Source organism: Bacillus sp. N6 (assembly GCF_052805735.1).
The window spans coordinates 1,472,460-1,491,895 of record NZ_CM127843.1; the positions used below are offsets into that span (position 1 = coordinate 1,472,460).

General features: G+C 36.3%; 23 protein-coding genes. 21 read left to right on the plus strand and 2 right to left on the minus strand.

What is annotated here, in order from left to right; translation table 11 throughout:
- The first annotated feature begins 12 nt into the window (after positions 1-12).
- The 12 genes from hisC to ACUXVC_RS07745 all read left to right on the plus strand — a co-directional run bounded on the left by hisC (position 13) and on the right by ACUXVC_RS07745 (position 9,923).
- Positions 13-1,125: a histidinol-phosphate transaminase gene (gene hisC / locus ACUXVC_RS07690; RefSeq protein ID WP_089170704.1), complete on the plus strand. Its 1,113-nt coding sequence runs from the start codon at positions 13-15 to the stop codon at positions 1,123-1,125.
- 328 nt (positions 1,126-1,453) lie between these two features.
- Positions 1,454-2,716 (plus strand): tetratricopeptide repeat protein, encoded by a 1,263-nt coding sequence (locus ACUXVC_RS07695; RefSeq protein ID WP_001168673.1) that lies wholly within the window; start codon positions 1,454-1,456, stop codon positions 2,714-2,716.
- Between the two features lie 73 nt (positions 2,717-2,789).
- Entirely contained in the window at positions 2,790-3,326 is a 537-nt protein-coding gene (locus tag ACUXVC_RS07700; RefSeq protein WP_001095925.1) for a ReoY family proteolytic degradation factor, read from the plus strand.
- A 154-nt stretch (positions 3,327-3,480) separates the two neighbouring features.
- A complete protein-coding gene (locus tag ACUXVC_RS07705) occupies positions 3,481-3,939 on the plus strand; it encodes a YpiF family protein (protein ID WP_000872170.1) in 459 nt (152 codons plus the stop codon).
- Positions 3,940-4,079: 140 nt separating this feature from the next.
- A complete protein-coding gene (gene qcrA, locus ACUXVC_RS07710; RefSeq protein ID WP_001290420.1) occupies positions 4,080-4,592 on the plus strand; it encodes a menaquinol-cytochrome c reductase iron-sulfur subunit in 513 nt (170 codons plus the stop codon).
- Positions 4,593-5,267 carry a menaquinol-cytochrome c reductase cytochrome b subunit gene (gene qcrB / locus ACUXVC_RS07715; RefSeq protein WP_000932700.1) on the plus strand — a complete coding sequence of 225 codons (675 nt, stop codon included), beginning with the start codon at positions 4,593-4,595 and terminating at the stop codon, positions 5,265-5,267.
- 43 nt (positions 5,268-5,310) lie between these two features.
- Positions 5,311-6,078 (plus strand): menaquinol-cytochrome c reductase cytochrome b/c subunit, encoded by a 768-nt coding sequence (gene qcrC / locus ACUXVC_RS07720; RefSeq protein WP_000554603.1) that lies wholly within the window; start codon positions 5,311-5,313, stop codon positions 6,076-6,078.
- A gap of 119 nt (positions 6,079-6,197) precedes the next feature.
- Positions 6,198-6,788, plus strand: coding sequence for a DUF1405 domain-containing protein (locus tag ACUXVC_RS07725; protein WP_141241095.1), 591 nt, complete (start codon positions 6,198-6,200; stop codon positions 6,786-6,788).
- A gap of 25 nt (positions 6,789-6,813) precedes the next feature.
- Positions 6,814-7,500 (plus strand): lipoprotein intramolecular transacylase Lit, encoded by a 687-nt coding sequence (gene lit, locus ACUXVC_RS07730; protein WP_098975846.1) that lies wholly within the window; start codon positions 6,814-6,816, stop codon positions 7,498-7,500.
- Positions 7,501-7,606: 106 nt separating this feature from the next.
- Entirely contained in the window at positions 7,607-8,395 is a 789-nt protein-coding gene (ypjB, locus tag ACUXVC_RS07735) for a sporulation protein YpjB (RefSeq protein WP_000831589.1), read from the plus strand.
- Positions 8,396-8,496: 101 nt separating this feature from the next.
- Positions 8,497-9,180: a zinc metallopeptidase gene (locus ACUXVC_RS07740; RefSeq protein WP_011109966.1), complete on the plus strand. Its 684-nt coding sequence runs from the start codon at positions 8,497-8,499 to the stop codon at positions 9,178-9,180.
- 101 nt (positions 9,181-9,281) lie between these two features.
- Positions 9,282-9,923 (plus strand): uracil-DNA glycosylase, encoded by a 642-nt coding sequence (locus ACUXVC_RS07745; RefSeq protein WP_000876861.1) that lies wholly within the window; start codon positions 9,282-9,284, stop codon positions 9,921-9,923.
- 28 nt (positions 9,924-9,951) lie between these two features.
- Here the strand turns inward: ACUXVC_RS07745 and ACUXVC_RS07750 are convergent, their stop codons facing one another.
- Positions 9,952-10,833: a YitT family protein gene (locus tag ACUXVC_RS07750; protein WP_098975845.1), complete on the minus strand. Its 882-nt coding sequence runs from the start codon at positions 10,831-10,833 to the stop codon at positions 9,952-9,954.
- Between the two features lie 263 nt (positions 10,834-11,096).
- Between ACUXVC_RS07750 and ACUXVC_RS07755 the strand changes: the two genes are divergently transcribed.
- The 7 genes from ACUXVC_RS07755 to ACUXVC_RS07785 are packed head-to-tail and all read left to right on the plus strand — an operon-like array spanning position 11,097 to position 16,651.
- Entirely contained in the window at positions 11,097-11,438 is a 342-nt protein-coding gene (locus ACUXVC_RS07755) for a nucleotide pyrophosphohydrolase (RefSeq protein ID WP_002108639.1), read from the plus strand.
- Positions 11,438-12,238 carry a dihydrodipicolinate reductase gene (gene dapB, locus ACUXVC_RS07760; protein WP_000658808.1) on the plus strand — a complete coding sequence of 267 codons (801 nt, stop codon included), beginning with the start codon at positions 11,438-11,440 and terminating at the stop codon, positions 12,236-12,238. The genes ACUXVC_RS07755 and dapB overlap by 1 nt, the downstream gene beginning before the upstream one ends.
- 14 nt (positions 12,239-12,252) lie before the next feature.
- On the plus strand, positions 12,253-12,648 hold the full coding sequence (mgsA, locus tag ACUXVC_RS07765) for a methylglyoxal synthase (RefSeq protein ID WP_000684765.1): 396 nt from the start codon (positions 12,253-12,255) through the stop codon (positions 12,646-12,648).
- A gap of 11 nt (positions 12,649-12,659) precedes the next feature.
- Complete coding sequence (gene bshB1, locus ACUXVC_RS07770; protein WP_000015660.1) at positions 12,660-13,364, plus strand: bacillithiol biosynthesis deacetylase BshB1; 705 nt, start codon at positions 12,660-12,662, stop codon at positions 13,362-13,364.
- A complete protein-coding gene (gene bshA / locus ACUXVC_RS07775; protein WP_000768317.1) occupies positions 13,361-14,506 on the plus strand; it encodes an N-acetyl-alpha-D-glucosaminyl L-malate synthase BshA in 1,146 nt (381 codons plus the stop codon). Before bshB1 ends, bshA begins: the two co-directional genes overlap by 4 nt.
- On the plus strand, positions 14,493-15,686 hold the full coding sequence (locus ACUXVC_RS07780) for a CCA tRNA nucleotidyltransferase (RefSeq protein ID WP_000439311.1): 1,194 nt from the start codon (positions 14,493-14,495) through the stop codon (positions 15,684-15,686). Before bshA ends, ACUXVC_RS07780 begins: the two co-directional genes overlap by 14 nt.
- Entirely contained in the window at positions 15,671-16,651 is a 981-nt protein-coding gene (locus ACUXVC_RS07785; protein WP_001192056.1) for a biotin--[acetyl-CoA-carboxylase] ligase, read from the plus strand. The genes ACUXVC_RS07780 and ACUXVC_RS07785 overlap by 16 nt, the downstream gene beginning before the upstream one ends.
- A 127-nt stretch (positions 16,652-16,778) precedes the next feature.
- Here ACUXVC_RS07785 and ACUXVC_RS07790 read toward each other — a convergent pair whose 3' ends face one another.
- Positions 16,779-17,168 carry a cupredoxin domain-containing protein gene (locus ACUXVC_RS07790; RefSeq protein WP_000062382.1) on the minus strand — a complete coding sequence of 130 codons (390 nt, stop codon included), beginning with the start codon at positions 17,166-17,168 and terminating at the stop codon, positions 16,779-16,781.
- A gap of 577 nt (positions 17,169-17,745) precedes the next feature.
- Between ACUXVC_RS07790 and panB the strand changes: the two genes are divergently transcribed.
- Complete coding sequence (panB, locus tag ACUXVC_RS07795; protein WP_000851108.1) at positions 17,746-18,582, plus strand: 3-methyl-2-oxobutanoate hydroxymethyltransferase; 837 nt, start codon at positions 17,746-17,748, stop codon at positions 18,580-18,582.
- Positions 18,582-19,430, plus strand: a complete 849-nt coding sequence (gene panC / locus ACUXVC_RS07800) for a pantoate--beta-alanine ligase (protein ID WP_098975843.1) — start codon at positions 18,582-18,584, stop codon at positions 19,428-19,430. The genes panB and panC overlap by 1 nt, the downstream gene beginning before the upstream one ends.
- The last annotated feature ends 6 nt before the right edge of the window (positions 19,431-19,436 follow it).

A 19,436-nucleotide genomic window follows, 5' to 3' on the forward strand; every position in this document is an offset into this window, starting at 1 on the left:
GGGGGAAGAAAAATGAGAGTGAAAGAGCAATTGTTAACTTTGAGAGCGTATGTGCCTGGGAAAAACATTGAAGAAGTAAAAAGGGAATATGGATTATCGAAAATTGTGAAATTAGCATCGAACGAAAATCCATTCGGTTGCTCAGCGCGTGTGACAGAAGCATTAACTTCTTTAGCGAGCCAATATGCCCTTTATCCAGATGGATATGCCTTTGAACTTCGGACAAAAGCAGCGGAACATTTAGGTGTAAAAGCAGAACAACTACTATTTGGTAGTGGATTAGATGAAGTCATTCAAATGATTAGCCGAGCGTTACTACATGAAGGAACAAACGTTGTAATGGCGAATCCTACGTTTTCACAATATCATCACCATGCTGTTATTGAAGGAGCAGAAGTTCGTGAAGTATCACTTAAAGACGGTATTCACGATTTAGATGCAATGCTAGAGCAAGTAGATGATAAAACGAAAATTGTATGGATTTGTAATCCGAATAATCCGACAGGTACATATGTTGAGAAACAAAAATTACTTTCATTTTTAGAATCAGTTCCTAAGTCGGCTCTCGTTATTATGGACGAAGCATATTATGAATACGCGGAAGCAGAAGACTATCCGCAAACATTGCCACTTCTTGAAAAGTATGAAAATCTTATGGTTTTACGCACGTTTTCAAAAGCATATGGTTTAGCTGCTTTTCGTATCGGATATGCGATTGGGGATGCGAAGTTAATCGGACAGCTAGAAGTAGCGAGGTTACCATTCAATACATCAACTGTAGCGCAATCTGTAGCACTCGCTGCATTAGAAGATCAAGCCTTTTTACAAGATTGTGTGAAAAAGAATGCTGAAGGTCTAAATCAGTATTATGCATTTTGTAAAGAATATAACGTATTCTATTATCCATCTCAAACAAATTTCATTTTCTTAAAACTTGGTATACCAGGTAATGAAGCTTTCGAACGATTAATGAAAAAAGGATATATCGTTCGTTCTGGTGCTGCATTTGGTATCGATGATGGTATTCGTATTACTGTCGGTTTGAAAGAAGAAAATGATGAAATTATAGAGTTGCTGAAAGAGCTTGTAAATGAGCAAGTACAGAAAGAAGAAACATATTCTTAAGAGATTGTGAAGGCTCCTATTATAGGAGCCTTTTTTATCGTATTAAAAATAAAGGTTGAAGACTGGTAATTAAGTTGTTCTGTAAATCACGGTTTGTATGGCTTGATAATTAGTGAGAGAAGTTATTTGCACGGTCATAAAAGAAAGCGGTACAATAGAAGATGATGATAAGGTATCGGTGTCATATCCGAACCTTTTGAACAATTACCTACTCTGTAAGAAGAAGTATAAGAAGAAGCATGCTCATTCTAAAGGTTGCGTTCTAACAGTGAGTTGCTTATGATAAATGAACAGAAGAGAATATTTTTTAGAATTAAAGGAGACGTTTATGCAAAAGTTTGAACAAGCTGTTTCATATATTGAAAATGGTGAAGCGGAAAAAGGATTACAATTATTAAAAGAACAATTAAAAATTGCAAATGATGAAGAGAAGTATGATATCGCTCGTTACTATCATACACTTGGATTTACAGATGAGGCATTAGCGATTACTGAAGACTTACGTTTACTGTATCCGGAAGAAAGTGAATTCACTGTATTTTTAGCAGAATTATATATTGATCTAGATAAAGAAGATGAAGCGATTGAAGTACTTCATGATATTCCAGAAAATGACGATTTATATGTTCAATCTTTATTACTTGTTGCAGATTTATTCCAAATGCAAGGTTTTGATGATGTAGCAGAGCAAAAACTATTAAAGGCGAAAGAAATGATGCCTGATGAACCTGTTATTACGTTTGGGTTAGCAGAATTATATAGTAGTAAAGGTGAAGAACAAAAGGCAATTACTTATTATGAATCGCTATTAGCTGAACATAAAGTAATGGGTGGTGTTGTGATCGCACTTCGCCTTGCAGAAACGTTAAGTGCGATTGGAAACTGGGAAGAGGCGATTTCTTATTATGAAGCAGGCCTAGAGGAACAAAAAGATATTCACTCATTATTTGGATATGCCTTCACATTATACCAAGGTGAAGAATATCAGAGAGCAATCGGTGCTTGGCAAGAACTAAAAGAATTAGACCCTGAGTACGCATCACTGTACATGTATTTAGCGAAAAGCTATGAAAAAGAAGGAATGCTTCAAGAAAGCTATGAAACGCTTCATGAAGGAATTAAAGTAGATGAGCTTTCAGTTCCGTTTTATGTAGAGTTAGCGAACATTGCGGCGAAATTAGGAAAAATAGTAGAAGCAGAGGAAGTTCTTCAAAAAGCACTTGAGTTAGACCCAGGGCATTTAGGCGCAACATTAAAATATGCGTATATCTTAAAAGGACAAGAAAAGTACGAAGAGTTAATTGCAATTGTAGAGCGTGCTATTGATAGTGGAGAACCAGATACACAACTACTTTGGGACCTTGCGTATGCAAAAAAACAATTAGAAATGTATTCGGATGCATTAAAACACTATGAAAGTGCATATACTTCTTTTAAGAATCATCCAGACTTCTTAGAAGAATACGGTTATTTCTTATTGGAAGAAGGAAAGCGAAAAGAGGCGAAAGAAGTATTTACCCAGTTATTACAACTAGACCCGACACAAATTCATATTGAAGAGTTGTTATATAATTTAGAGGATTTTTCATAAGTTGGAAGGAAACTGAATGCCGCTTCTTGAATCTAAAAAGAAAAGAGAAAGACAGAGGAGGGACTTAATTGCTATGAATACCCCTGTTTCTGTAAACGAGAAGAAGGATTTTGTAAAATGGTTTTTGAATAATTACCAACTGAAACAGCGTGAATGTGTATGGATTCTGAATTATTTAATGAGTCACGACCAATTGATGCATAAAGTCCACTTCGTAGAGCATGCAAAATATTGTCCGCGTGGCTTAGTGATGTCAGCGAATTGTGTGAAAGACACACCGTTTCACTTTTTTAAACAAAATGTTATGACAACAGATGCTGAAAAATCGTTTCATGATATTCGTTTAAATCGAGATGAGGATATTTATATTCAACTCAACTTTAAATCATCGTTTCAAAATGCGAATTATGTAGCTGTATTAGAAGAAAACCCATATCTACCAAAGCATATTGAAGTAAATGAAAAAGATCGTTTACTTGCAGAAAGGTTTTTGGAAGAAAGTGTATTTTCATTTAGGAGAGAACGCCTTTTGAAACAAATTGATGAAGCGTTAGATAAGCAAGATAAGGAAGCGTTTCATAGATTAACGGCCGAGTTAAAGACTTTATAGAATTTATTTGGATTAATAAATTTTTACAAATTTCAGACTTTCACCAAGAAAAACTACCTATATTGGGTAGTTTTTCTTTTTTTACCTCTTTTAGTATGGTTTAATATATATAAAGTGAAAGTTCTGTCATTTGCAAGTGAAGGAGGGAAGGAATTTGAAGTGGAGTGTAAAAGATGTGGAACAGTTTGAACAAGCAAGAGAGTATGTTGATACAGGAGTAATACCGCTTTTATCAATTTCGGCAGCACAAGAAATGAAAATGGTTGTAGAACAAGGTGAATTTATCGAATTGTTGAGCACGGAATTGGAAAGAGAGTATAAAGGAAGAGTGCTTTTACTACCCGCGTTTACGTATTTGGTAGAAAGTCAAAAGAATGAAAAAGGTCGTTTGCAAGAATGGACAAATCATTTACGAAGCGAAGGTTTTAAGCATATTGCTTATGTTACAAGTGATTTTTCATGGAAAGAGGATATGCAAGAGTTACAGGGAGATTTATTTTGGTTTCCTTCATTAGCATTAGAACAATTTAGTGATCAAGCAAAAAGAGAAGTTATTCATGCGCATATAAAAAATATAATGGTGATGTTGGAAGAGAAGTGGGGAAACTCATAATAAACAGAAAGTTCTTATTATTATGAGTAGTATGATATTGACCTGTGCATGAGCGTATTATATCATGATAGTGTCCTAGTTTTTATTTTTTATATAATTTATCACGAGGGGACAATTTCTGATAGAGGGGGGAAATTTTCGTGAGCGAGAAAGAACATCGCGTGTCAAGAAGACAATTTTTAAATTACACACTCACAGGGGTAGGAGGCTTTATGGCTGCCGGTATTTTAATGCCGATGACGCGATTTGCGCTTGATCCGGTGTTAAGAAAAGAAGCCGGAACAGATATGGTTGCTGTTGCGCAAGTAAAGGATATTACAACAGAGCCGAAGCGTTTCGATTTTAAAGTGAAACAGGTTGATGGTTGGTACAAGTCTGAAGAACCAAAATCGGCGTGGGTTCATAAAGATGAAAGCGGAGACATTGTTGCGTTCTCTCCAGTATGTAAACATTTAGGATGTACAGTTAACTGGAATTCGGACAAAGCACATCCGAATCAATTCTTTTGTCCATGTCACGGGGGTCGTTATACAAAAGATGGGATGAACATTAAAGGTACGCCACCCCTTGCTCCGCTGGATGTGTACGAGTCTAAAGTGAAAGATGGAACGCTGTATCTAGGAAAAGCGAAGCCAAGAGGGGGTGCAAAGTAGATGTTAAATAAAATTTATGATTGGGTAGATGAAAGATTAGATATTACACCGATATGGCGTGATATCGCTGATCATGAAGTACCTGAACATGTAAACCCGGCACATCACTTTTCTGCATTCGTCTATTGCTTTGGAGGACTTACCTTTTTCGTTACTGTAATTCAAATTTTATCTGGAATGTTTTTGACGATGTATTATGTGCCTGATATTAAAAATGCTTGGGAATCAGTTTACTATTTACAAAATGAAGTTGCTTATGGGCAAATTGTTCGTGGTATGCACCACTGGGGTGCTAGTCTCGTAATTGTAATGATGTTTTTACATACACTCAGAGTTTTCTTCCAAGGTGCGTATAAAAAGCCCCGTGAGTTAAACTGGATTGTTGGTGTTCTTATTTTCTTTGTTATGTTAGGTCTTGGTTTTACCGGATATTTATTACCGTGGGATATGAAAGCTTTATTTGCTACAAAAGTAGGGATTCAAATTGCAGAGCAAACACCGCTCATTGGTCCTTATATTAAAACATTACTCGCTGGTCATTCCGAAATTGTTGGCGCTCAAACATTAACTCGATTCTTTGCTATTCACGTCTTCTTCTTACCAGCAGCACTTCTAGGTTTAATGGCCTTCCACTTCATCATGATTCGCAAACAAGGTATTTCCGGTCCACTATAAGAGATTGCTAAATTAAAGGGGAAAGAACTAAAGGAGGGAGATTATGCATCGCGGCAAAGGGATGAAGTTTGTAGGAGATTCTCGGGTACCAGTAGCTCGGAAACCAAATATTCCAAAAGACTATTCTGAATACCCAGGGAAAACAGAAGCATTTTGGCCGAACTTCTTGTTAAAAGAATGGATGGTTGGTGCAGTTTTTTTAATCGGTTATTTATGTTTAACAGTGGCGCATCCGTCGCCGCTTGAGAGAATGGCGGACCCAACAGATGCTGGATATATACCACTTCCAGATTGGTATTTCTTATTCTTGTATCAGTTATTAAAGTATTCGTATGCTTCCGGTTCATTTACTGTAATTGGAGCATTTATTATGCCAGGGATTGCGTTTGGAGCATTACTGTTAGCTCCATTTCTTGATCGAGGTCCAGAAAGACGTCCATTGAAGCGTCCTGTGGCAACTGGATTTATGCTTTTAGCAATTGCATCGATTATCTTTTTAACTTGGGAATCTGTAGCACACCACGACTGGGAAGCTGCAAAAAAACAAGGAGCAATTGTAAAAACAGCGCCAGTTGATAAAAATGATGATGGCTATAAATTAATGCAAAAAAATACTTGTTTAACATGTCATGGTGACAATTTACAAGGCGGGGCAGCAGCACCGGCACTGCAAAACTTAACTTTAAAGCCAGAAGAAATTGCTAAAATTGCGAAAGAGGGAAAAGGTTCAATGCCTAAAGGTGTATTTAAAGGTACGGATGAGGAACTGAAGAAGCTTTCGGAATTCGTTGCAAAGTATAATAAAAAATAATAAAAAAGCTGACTACAAAATTTGTAGTCAGCTTTTTTATTTAGTTGGATGAAGTTTGTTATAATAGAGTAGGATTTAGTGAATGAATTACTTTGCTTGAAAGGTGTTGGACATACGGATTGGTGTACTTGTATGCAATGTTAAGACAACGCTCGGTATTATTATTTTTATTAATTGTTAACTTATTAGGTACAATTTATGGATTTATATGGTACGGAAATCAATTGAAAGAAACGTCACCTATATTTTGGCCGTTTGTACCAGATAGTCCTATGGCGAGTCTCTTTTTTGTCTTTGTTTTAATTGCTTTTTTGACAAAGAGAAACTGGGGATTAATAGAAGCGCTAGCGATTGTTACTTTAATAAAATATGGTATTTGGGCTGTTGTTGTAAATGCGATTATGATTTACGTAAAAGGTCCTATTGGCCTTATGGGCTACATGTTAATGCTTTCGCACTTCGCGATGGCAGTGCAAGGTGTTTTATATGCTCCATTTTACCGTATAAAAAAATGGCATTTTATAGTAGCGGGTGTATGGACGTTGCATAACGATGCAATTGATTATTTATTTTGGCAAATGCCACGATATGGAATTATGCATTTGTTTGTAGAGGAAATTGGTTATTTTACGTTTTGGTTAAGCGTTGCTGTACTATGTATTACATATTATTGTTGCTTACGTGAGCACAGGAAACAATTTTCTTTATGATGGTTAGAACATTTAGGGGGAGAACATGGAGAAAAATAAGAGTGGTACAAAAATATTGGATCGATTGATTACTTTAGTTGTTTCATATAGCATAGCATTTTCTATTTTTGCACTCGCAACAACGGCAGTTGTGTATGGAAAATGGCTGTATTATTTTGAAATTGATTTTTTAAATATTCCTGATTTAGCGGATATGACGAAGGATGAAATTAAAAGAAATTACGATGTGCTTATTACATATTTATCCCCGTTTTATGACGGAGCATTACATTTGCCAACATTAGATATGTCTACAAATGGCCGTATTCATTTTGTAGATGTTAAAAATATTTTAGTAAAGATTCAATATGTGATGTATGCGACAATTATGATTGCAGTGATAGGGGGAATTTATTTATTAAAAAAGAAAAATGAAAAGTTTTTACTGCACGGATCAATTTTAACAATTATTTTTCCGATAGCGCTTATGTTACCAATCGCTATTAATTTTGAAAAGAGCTTTGTATTATTCCATAAGCTTTTATTCAGTAATGATTATTGGATGTTTGATATTGAAACGGATCCAGTTATATTAATGCTACCAGAGGAGTTCTTTATGCATGCTGCGTGTGCTATTTTATTATTCATTTTAGGTGGTAGTATACTTTGTTATAGCTTATATAGATATTTCATAAAAAAGAAAAGGATGTCAAAGAAAAAATTCTCTGCTTAAAGAGAATTTTTTCTTTGTAAAACGATAATATATTTTTCGGTTTAGTTCTGTTCTATTCTTGTCCCAATTAACATATTTTGTACTAGTAGTTATAGGGGGGACCGGGATGAAGAGAACATTAATTGGATTGATAGCATTTCTAATTATAATGTTTCCGTTACGTATATATGCTGAAGAGTGGAATGAGCTAACAGGGTTGTTAGACGACTCGTTACAGTTAGTGAAGCGTAATGAAGATGAAAAAGCGGTACAAGTATTACAACTTTTCTCAGAGCAATTTTTAATGAAGGGGAATGAAAAGAAGCATGAAGTAACACCAGATCAAGTTAGAGTTATTTCTTTAGCTTACGACAAGGCGCAGCAATCGCTCTCTGAAGAAGGTTTAGGTAAGCAAGCTAAAATGGATAATGTGTTGGCATTACAACTTGCTGTTGATGCACAAGTATCGAAATATCAACCACTTTGGATGGAAAGAGAAAGGAAAGTAATGGATGCCTTTTCTCAAATGGAAAAAGCGATGGAAAAAGAAGATGCTGGGCAGTTTCAACAAACATTAAATACATTTTTAAATGAATTCAATATTATTTATCCAAGTTTAATGATTGCTTTGCCAGAAAACGAGGTACAGCGTGTAAATGTTCATTTATCTTATTTGGATGAATTTCGTAACGTTATGTTAAAAACGAAAGGTGGCCAAATGCAATTAGGGATTATTAAAGGGGATTTGCAAAAGATATTTCACACAGTAAAAAAGGATGAAATTGCACCTTCTCTCATTTGGTTTATGACAATTACTGGGGGACTTATTTTATTCACATTAACTTATGTTGGATGGAGAAAGTATAAAGGAGAGAGAGAAAAAAGAAAAAGTAATGTGCATTCTAAAAATAGATAATGTAATAAGTAAAGATATGGATTGTAAGGTTTATTCATTGACAATAGTGGCAGAAGAAAATAGAATGAGAAGTACTATAATTAAAACTTCAATGGAGGTTCATGATGTTTTATTTAATTTACTTCGCGATCATAATGATCATACCGTTGTATGCACAGTCAAGAGTACGAAGTGCCTATAGCAAGTATTCACAAGTTTATTCAACATCAGGTATGACAGGAGCGGAAGTGGCTCGAAAAATTTTAGATGAAAATGGATTATACAATGTAGCTGTGGAAGAAACACCAGGTCATTTATCAGACCATTATGATCCAACGGCCAAGACGGTTCGATTATCAACAGATAACTATTATGGACATTCAGTTGCTGGTACAGCAGTGGCAGCACATGAAGTAGGACACGCAATTCAAGATGCGCAAGATTATAACTTTATGCGTATTCGTCATTCGTTAGTTCCTGTGGCGAATTTTGGATCGAATATATCATGGGTATTTATTATGATTGGTATATTTGCGACAATGTCGAAACTATTGTTATTAGGAATTATTTTAATGGCTGCAGGTGTTGTGTTCCAACTTGTTACATTACCAGTTGAGTTCGATGCTTCAAAGCGTGCAATGCAACAAATTGAAGCGTTAGGTATCGTATCAACAGATGAATATGGCCAAGCTCGTAAAGTATTAAATGCAGCAGCATTAACATATGTAGCAGCTGCAGCTGTAGCGGTATTTGAATTATTACGTCTCGTATTAATGTATACTGGTATGCAGCGTAGCGACGACTAAAGACTATCGATTTTGATAGTCTTTTTTTGTTGTGTGGATTGAATTATATAATGTATTACAAATAGAAATAATAGAAGTAATGCGGAAAGGCGGTGGGGGAAATGAAATATCCAGACCATTTAGTAAAACAAGTGAAAGAGCGTAGTGCTCCTTATCAACTAGAAGGTTTTTTAAGTGGACAAGGTCCTGAAAATCCCAAATTTATGTTGTTAGGAGAAGCGCCTGGTGAAACAGAAATTCATAATGGGATTCCGTTTAGCGGGAGGTCGGGAAAACAATTAATGGGTTTTTTAGAGCGTATTCACGTTACGAGGGAAGAAGTATATATTACGAGCGCTGTTCGGAGTAGACCTTATAAATGGCGAGAGAAAAAAGAACGAAATGGTGAAAGCATACAAAAAAAGTATAATAGAACGCCAAATCAAGGAGAAATAGTTGCCCATGCGCCTTTGTTAGATTATGAATTAGAGAAAATAAATCCGAGGCTTATCGTCACACTTGGAAATATTGGTCTTCAACGTTTAACAGGAAAAAATAAAAAAATCACAGATGTACACGGGCAATTATTAAAACAGCCCATTCAAAAATTAAAGGATATGCAAAGTGCAGAGTTTACATGGTCAGAGAATGAATATCATGTTTTTCCAACTTTTCATCCAGCTTCCATTTTTTATAATCGGAGTTTATTGGAGCTTATTTATGAGGATTTGGAGAAGCTTAAAAGACTTGTAATAAAAAACTAGAAAAGCTAAGGCGCTTTTCTAGTTACATTTAATTATGTAAAGGGTTTTTATTTTCATCTAACGTAAATCCTTCACCAACTACATCATGTACGTCACTTACTGCAACAAATGCATGAGGATCTACAGAAGTAATAATATTTTTTAATTTCACGATTTCATTTTTAGCAACAACGCAATACAGTACGTTACGTTCCACTTTTGTATACGATCCAACAGCCTTTAAAAAGGTTGCTCCGCGCTCCATTTCAGATAAAATTTTGGCAGCAATTTCATTGTTTTTCTCTGAGATAATAGTCGCTCCTTTGGCGGCATAGGCTCCTTCTTGCATAAAATCAATGACTTTAGCCCCGATAAAAACAGCAACTAACGTATACATACCCTCGCGGTATGATAAATAGGTAAGAATAGAGACGACGATAACGACAGCATCGAACATAAACATCGTTTTACCCATACTCCAGCCAACATATTTGTGAGCTAGTCGTGCGATAATATCTACACCGCCAGTAGTCCCGCCATATTTAAATATTATCCCAAGGCCGATACCGATAAATGCCCCGGCGAATAAAGCTGCGAGTGTCATATCATTTTGCAAGTTTAAATGTAAGTTGAGCACTTCGTAACGCTGGAAAATCCATAGAAATAAAGATACGCTAAATGTGCCGATTAATGTATATAAAAATGTCGTTCTGCCAAGTAACCTCCAACCAATAAAAAATATAGGGATATTTAAAATTAAGTTTGAGTAGGAAGGATCAAACTTGAATAAAAAATACAATAATAGTGTAATACCAGTAAACCCACCTTCTGCAAGGTGGTTTTCAATATTGATATTGACAATACCGAAAGAAAATATAGCGGAACCGATTAAAATAAAAATAATATTTCGCATCTTCAATTTTGATGTCATATAGAAATCCCCCTAATTATGTAATGATTACATTGCTCCGCTGAAACGGTAAAACATAATAATAAGTAATTTCTAGTTGCTAGTGAAAATAGTAAGAACTCGATTAGTATGGGCTAATCTTTTGCAAAAAGCGCAAAAGAAAGTTTCACTTTATTATAGTCTATCCAAAAAAGGGTCGCAAATAGGTGTTTGGCGGGGAATAATATTTGTCAAATCGCGATGAATTGGCTAACATGAAAGAGGAAGGATTAGAGGTGAATAGTATGGAAGCAAAAACGATGAAAGATATGCAGAAAGAAGTAGATGCATATATTGGTCAGTTTAAAGAAGGTTATTTCAGTCCGCTTGCAATGATGGCTCGTTTAACGGAAGAAATGGGAGAGCTTGCGAGAGAGGTAAATCATTATTATGGTGAGAAACCGAAGAAAACAACTGAAAAAGAAAGAAGTATTGAAGAAGAGCTTGGAGATGTATTATTTGTTATGATTTGTATGGCAAATAGTTTAAATATTGATTTAGAGACAGCACATAACATTGTAATGAATAAATTTAATACACGTGATAAAGATCGCTGGACACGTATTGATGAGGGAGAGAAAGAATAATGAAAGAAATTAAAGTAATTATCGCCGGACCAAGAGGACGTATGGGACATGAAGCAGTCCTTCTTATGGAAAGAACGGAACATTTTAATTTAGTAGCAGCAGTGGATTATAAGCATGGTGGTGAGAAGATTTCTGATTTACCTGGCATGCCAGCATTACATGCACCGATTTACGCTGATTTACATACTTGTTTAGATGAAGTAGAAGCAGATGTGTTGTTAGATTTAACAACACCAGAAGTTGGGAAACAACACGTTACACTTGCAGTTGAGCGTGGACTTCGTTCTGTTATTGGTACAACTGGATTTACAGAAGAAGAATTGGCACATTTAACAGAGAATGCAAAAGAAAAAGCAGTAGGAACAATTATTGCTCCAAACTTTGCAATTGGTGCAGTTCTTATGATGAAATTCTCACAAATGGCAGCGAAATATTTCCAAGATGTTGAGGTAATTGAATTACATCATGATCAAAAATTAGATGCACCGTCTGGTACAGCTGTAAAAACGGTAGAATTAATTCGTCAAAATCGTGAATCAAAGCAGCAAGGTCATCCAAATGAAGTAGAGCAACTAGCAGGTGCACGTGGTGCAAATGTAGACGGTATTCACATTCATAGTGTACGTTTGCCAGGGCTTATTGCACACCAAGAAGTAATGTTCGGTGGAGATGGACAAATGTTAACAGTTCGTCATGATTCATTCAATCGTGCATCATTTATGTCAGGTGTAAAACTATCAATTGAGACAGTAATGAACCTTGATCATCTTGTGTACGGTTTAGAAAATATTATCGACTAAAGGGGAGACAACGGATGAAAATTGCCTTAATCGCACATGACAAAAAGAAAAATGATATGGTTTCGTTTGCATACGCATATAAACCAATTTTTGAGCAACATGAATTATTTGCAACAGGAACGACAGGGCTTCGTATTATGGAAGCGACTGGATTAGTTGTAACAAGATATCAATCTGGCCCTCTTGGTGGAGATCAAGAAATTGGTGCAATGATTGCAAAAAACGATTTAGATATGGTGATTTTCTTCCGCGATCCATTAACAGCACAGCCGCATGAACCGGATGTGAATGCATTGCTTCGTTTATGTGATGTATATGCGATTCCACTTGCAACGAATATGGCAAGTGCTGAAATGTTGATGCACGCATTAGAGCGAGGAGATTTAGATTATCGTAAGTTAAGAAAATGAGGGGAACAATTATGAGTGGATTACATATATTAGCGTTTGGTGCTCATGCCGATGATGTTGAAATCGGCATGGCTGGTACCATCGCTAAATATACAAAGCAAGGGTATGAAGTAGGTATTTGTGATTTAACAGAAGCTGATCTTTCTTCCAATGGAACGATAGAGTTGAGAAAAGAAGAAGCAGAGGTCGCAGCTCGTATAATGGGAGTAAAAACGAGGCTGAATTTAGCGATGCCAGACCGTGGTTTGTATATGAAAGAAGAGTATATACGTGAAATTGTCAAGGTGATCCGTACATATAAACCAAAACTAGTTTTTGCGCCATACTATGAAGATCGTCATCCAGATCATGCAAATTGTGCAAAGCTTGTGGAAGAGGCTATTTTTTCAGCAGGAATCCGTAAATATATGCCGGAACTTTCACCACATCGTGTGGAGTCTTTTTATAATTATATGATTAATGGTTTTCATAAACCGAATTTTTGTATAGATATAAGTGAGTACCTCTCTATAAAGGTGGAAGCATTAGAAGCATATGAAAGTCAATTTTCAACAGGAAGTGATGGTGTTAAGACACCGTTAACAGAAGGATACGTTGAAACTGTGATTGCTCGTGAGAAGATGTTTGGAAAAGAAGTTGGAGTCTTGTATGCCGAGGGATTTATGAGTAAGAAACCGGTTTTATTACATGCTGATTTATTAGGGGGATGTAAATGAAATTAAAAATAGGTATTACATGTTATCCTTCTGTAGGTGGTTCTGGAGTTGTTGGAACAGAATTAGGAAAGCAATTGGCGGAACGCGGGCATGAAATTCACTTTATTACATCGGGTTTACCATTCCGGTTAAATAAAGTATATCCAAACATATATTTTCATGAAGTGACGGTAAGCCAGTACTCTGTATTTCAATATCCACCATACGATTTAGCGTTAGCAAGTAAAATGGCAGAGGTTGCACAAAGAGAAAACTTAGACATTTTACATGTGCATTACGCAATACCACATGCAATTTGTGCATATTTAGCAAAACAAATGATCGGAGAGCGTATTAAAATTGTTACAACCTTGCATGGAACAGATATTACTGTGTTAGGTTCCGACCCTTCGTTAAATAATTTAATTCGTTTTGGTATTGAGCAATCGGATGTTGTTACTGCTGTCTCGCACTCATTAATTAACGAAACGCATGAGCTTGTAAAACCAAGTAAAGAAATTCAAACGGTATATAACTTTATAGACGAACGTGTATATTTCAAACGTAATATGTCTCAATTAAAGAAAGAATACGGTATAAGTGAGAGTGAAAAAGTACTTATTCATATTTCGAATTTCCGTAAAGTGAAACGTGTGCAGGATGTTGTTGAGGCATTTGCTAAAATTGTTAAAGAAGTAGATGCGAAGTTGCTTCTTGTTGGAGACGGACCAGAATTCTGTACGATTTTACAGATAGTGAAGAATTTACATATTGAAGATCGTGTTTTATTCCTAGGGAAGCAAGATAATGTTGCAGAACTACTTGCGATGAGTGATTTAATGTTGCTTCTATCAGAGAAGGAAAGTTTTGGTCTTGTTTTATTAGAAGCAATGGCGTGTGGTGTACCTTGTATCGGAACACGGGTTGGAGGTATTCCAGAGGTTATTCAACACGGGGAAACAGGATATTTATGTGAAGTTGGCGATACAACAGGAGTGGCAAATCAAGCTACTCAGCTATTAAAGGACGAGGAACTTCACCGTAATATGGGAGAACGAGCAAGAGAAAGTGTTTATGAGCAATTTCGCTCAGAAAAAATTGTTTCACAATATGAAACGATTTACTATGACGTACTAAGGGATGACAAAAATGGAAAGATTTAAAAAAGCTAGTTCTATTATTGAGACATTAAAACAACAAGGACATGAGGCTTACTTTGTTGGTGGGAGCGTACGAGATCTTATTATCGATAGGCCGATTGGAGATATTGATATTGCGACATCTGCTTTACCAGAAGAAGTGATGGCTATATTCCCAAGAAATGTTCCTGTTGGTCTTGAGCATGGAACTGTAATTGTTTTAGAAAATGGTGAGCCTTATGAGGTAACTACTTTTCGAACAGAAAGCGAATATGAAGATTTTCGAAGACCTAGTAGTGTTCAATTTGTTCGTTCATTAGAAGAGGATTTAAAACGTCGTGATTTCACGATGAATGCAATTGCTATGACAGAAGAAGGCGAAATGGTTGATTTATTTGCTGGACAGGAAGCCATTCAACAGAGAGAAATTGTGACAGTTGGAAATGCTGCGGATCGTTTTCAAGAAGATGCCCTGCGAATGATGCGTGGTATTCGGTTTGTAAGCGCGTTAGGTTTTTCATTAGAAACGAAAACGAAGCAAGCGATTGAAACGTATGGACATTTGCTAGAACATATAGCAATTGAGCGCATTACAGTAGAGTTTGAGAAATTGTTAACTGGTACATATTGTGTGAAAGGTCTCAAAGAATTAGTAGAGACGAAGCTATTTTCTCATTTGCCATATTTACAAATGTCAGAAGAGAGACTGTTAAAAGCTACGCAGTATAAATGGGATTCTTTCGAAACGGATATTGAGGCGTGGGCATTTTTCTTATATTGTATCGGAGAAGAACATCCATCTGTCTTTTTACGTCAATGGAAGTTTTCGAATAAAAAAATAAAAGATATTGTTGCAGTTTTATTGGCAATCCGTACTAGAAAGGAGAAGGATTGGGATACAGTCCTTCTTTATAAAACGGGAATTTATATCGCTGAAATGGCAGAGAGAGTATATGAAGCGATGATTGAAAGCTATGATCCTACATCTGTTAAACGAGTACAATCAATGTTTCATGCATTGCCAATCCAGGGGCGTCAAGAAATGAATGTGACTGGTAATGATTTATTAAACTGGGCAAACAAAAAGCCTGGTCCGTGGGTTGCTGACATGCTTCAGAAAATCGAGGAAGCAATTGTAAAAGGAAACGTAGTTAATGAGAAAGAGCGTATAAGGGAGTGGCTGCAAGGATGCAATCTACTATAAGAAAGCAGTTATTACAAGTTTTTTCTGAAGCGGATGGCGAGTTTGTATCCGGCCAAACGATTAGTGATAAACTTGGTTGTTCAAGAACTGCTGTATGGAAACATATGGAAGATCTCCGGAGTGAGGGATATGAACTTGAAGCTGTGCGCCGATTAGGTTACCGAATTGCAAGTAAGCCAGACAAAGTGACTGCTAATGAAATTCAGTTAGGGCTACAAACGAAGCGAATTGGTAGAACAGTGTATTTTGAAGAAACTGTTGAATCAACGCAGCACATTGCAGCAAAACTTGCTTATGAAGGTGCAGAAGAAGGAACTATCGTTGTAGCAGAAGAACAAACAGCGGGAAGAGGTCGTTTAAGCAGAAAATGGCATTCACCAAAAGGAACAGGAATTTGGATGAGTATTATTTTACGCCCATCGATTCCAGTTCATCATGCACCGCAACTTACTTTGTTAGCGGCTGTTAGTGTTGCACAGGCAATTGAAAAATGTACAGGTGTAGACGTGGGAATAAAATGGCCAAATGACATTTTAATTCAAGGTAAAAAGGCTGTAGGTATATTAACAGAAATGCAAGCGGATCCTGATAAAATTAATGCTGTCATTATGGGCATCGGTATTAATGCGAATCAAAAGCAAGAACATTTTGATGAAGAAATTCAGCACATTGCTACTTCATTAGCGATTGAATCAGGTAAGCCGATTGTTCGTGCAGAACTTATGCAACAAATCTATTTACAACTAGAAAAATTATATGAAGAGTATTTACAAAATGGTTTCTCTGTCATTAAAATTCTTTGGGAAAGTTACGCTGTGAGCATCGGGAAAGAAATTACCGCTCGAACGATGAGAGAGACGATTACGGGGTTAGCAAAAGGAATCACAGAGGATGGTGTATTACTTCTGGAGGATCATGAGGGGAAAGTACATCATATTCATTCTGCAGATATCGAAATTAAGTAAAAGAAGTTCCTCTTTTGGAACTTCTTTTTATTTCAATATTTTTGAGTTAAATTTGTAATATGATAATAAATCCTTTTCATATTTAAAGTTCATTTCAAGATATCTTCCGTCTAGTTGGCCTGGCGTGTTATTTGACGATTACTTTGCCTTCCATTCCTTTAAGGAGATGGTATCGACAAATTAATTCATATGTACCAGTATTTTTAGGTTTCACGGTAATATTCTTTTCTTTTCCTGACTCAACTACGACGTCAATGCCGAGTTTTTTCACTGTAAAGGTGTGCTCGTTTTTACCTTTATTTTTCAATAGTAATGTTGTTGATCCTTCAAGCGGAATCGTGATGACATTTGGATTAAAGTAATCATCATTTAGTTCAACCTCAATCACGTTCGTTACATCGGTGGGTTGTGTTACGACATTAACTGAGGCAAATACATGAAAGGATCCTAAAGACATCCACCATACAATCATTACAAGCAAACTGCTGAATCGAAATAACCACCTGTTCATAGACATCTGCAATTCTCCTTTGTTAAGTACTTTTCCTCAATTAACCTGCATCATTAGTTTAAGAGTTATACTATACAGTTAAATTGATTACAGAAGAAATTAACTTGGAATTTTTTAACATTCGTTGAAAAAACATGTATCTTTTCAGGATTGAATTATCTATAAAAACTTTATCCCGCTATTTACTGGGCAATAAGACCTCCACCTCAAAATTCAGCGGAAGCAAAGAAGTTAGGTGGGGATCGGGCTGATTAAAGTTTCACTTTCTAGCATATATACTCTCTTATTAAATTTCATATACCGTAATAAGAATAAAAAATTATTTTTTCAAAAAAATGTAGTAATTCCCTTTTGTAGTTTGCTATAATTAGTTCGAATGTGGGCAGTATCAGAGCGAACTGCACCATGATTCGAAGTAATACGAAAAATAATAACTTGGATTCTGCCTTGATCCAATAACGGACTGGGACAGAGGGATGAATAATGCCGACTAACACACAACCCTTCTGCCCTTTTATGGCCAGAGGGGTTTTTTATATGATTGCGGCCATCTCCTCTCTCCTGCATAAAGGAGGAGTAGTTTTTGAAAACAAAAACAGATTTTTTGAAGATGAAAGAGCAAGGTGAGCCGATTACAATGCTAACGGCGTATGATTATCCATCTGCTAAATTAGCAGAAGAAGCTGAAGTTGATATGATTTTAGTTGGAGATTCTCTTGGAATGGTTGTACTCGGATACGATTCAACAGTACCTGTAACAGTAGAGGATATGATTCATCATACGAAAGCTGTACGCCGCGGAGCGAAAGAGACGTTTATTGTAACTGATATGCCATTTATGTCGTATCACGTATCATTACAAGAAACGATGGTGAATGCACGCCGCATCGTTCAAGAGAGCGGGGCGCATGCACTGAAGGTAGAAGGTGCTGGAGAAGTTATATCAACGATTCAATATTTGACGAACGCAGGAATTCCTGTTGTAGCGCATTTAGGTTTAACCCCTCAATCTGTAGGAGTGTTGGGTGGGTATAAAGTGCAAGGAAAAGATGCGGAGAGTGCAAAGAAATTAATAGAAGATGCAAAGAAATGTGAAGAAGCTGGTGCAATAGCGCTTGTGTTAGAATGTGTACCAATGCAGTTAGCAGAACTTATTTCAGAGCAACTAACAATACCGACAATTGGGATTGGTGCAGGACAAAAAGTAGATGGGCAAGTGCTTGTTTATCATGATCTTATCTCATACGGCGTGAATCGTGTGCCGAAATTTGTGAAGCAATATACATCTGTTCAAGAGGAGATTGTGCGTGGGATTTCACAATATGTTACTGAAGTAAAGACAAGGCAATTTCCTGAAGAAAAACATTCGTTCACAATGAAAGAGGAAGAATGCTTAGCGTTATACGGAGGAAAACAATAATGAAAATCGTAACTACAGTGCAAGAGATGCAGCAAATTACAAACGAACTTCGTGCAAGTGGAAAGAGTATTGGTTTTGTTCCAACGATGGGTTATTTACATGAAGGGCATGCTACCTTATTACGTAAGGCAAGAGAAGAAAATGAAATTGTAGTTTTAAGTGTATTTGTAAACCCGCTGCAATTTGGCCCAAATGAAGATTTAGATCGATATCCTCGTGATATTAATAGAGATGAAAATGTAGCAAAAGAAAACGGTGTAGATTATTTATTTTATCCGAGTGTAGAAGAAATGTATCCAGCAGAACAAACAACAACAGTAGAAGTTGTGAAGCGCACGAACGTATTATGCGGTCAACAAAGACCCGGTCATTTTGCTGGTGTTGCAACTGTACTAATGAAACTATTTAATATTACGCTGCCAACGCGTGCTTATTTCGGTATGAAAGATGCTCAACAAGTTGCAGTAATTGAAGGATTTGTAACTGATTTCAATATTCCGGTTACAATCGTACCAGTTGATATTGTAAGGGAAGAAGATGGATTAGCGAAAAGTTCTCGTAACGTGTACCTATCACAAGATGAACGTGAAGAGGCTCTTCATTTATACCGCAGCCTATGTATAGCGAAAGAAAGAATTGAGGTAGGTGAACGTAATCCGGAAATCATTACAAATCTTGTGAAAGAGTATATTGAGACGCATACGAAAGGCACTGTAGATTATGCGGATTTATATGTATATCCGTCATTAACAATGGTAGAGAAAGTCGAAGGACGAATCATTTTAGCTATTGCAGTTAAGTTTGAAAATGTAAGATTAATTGACAATATAACATTAACGGTTAAATAAGGGGGA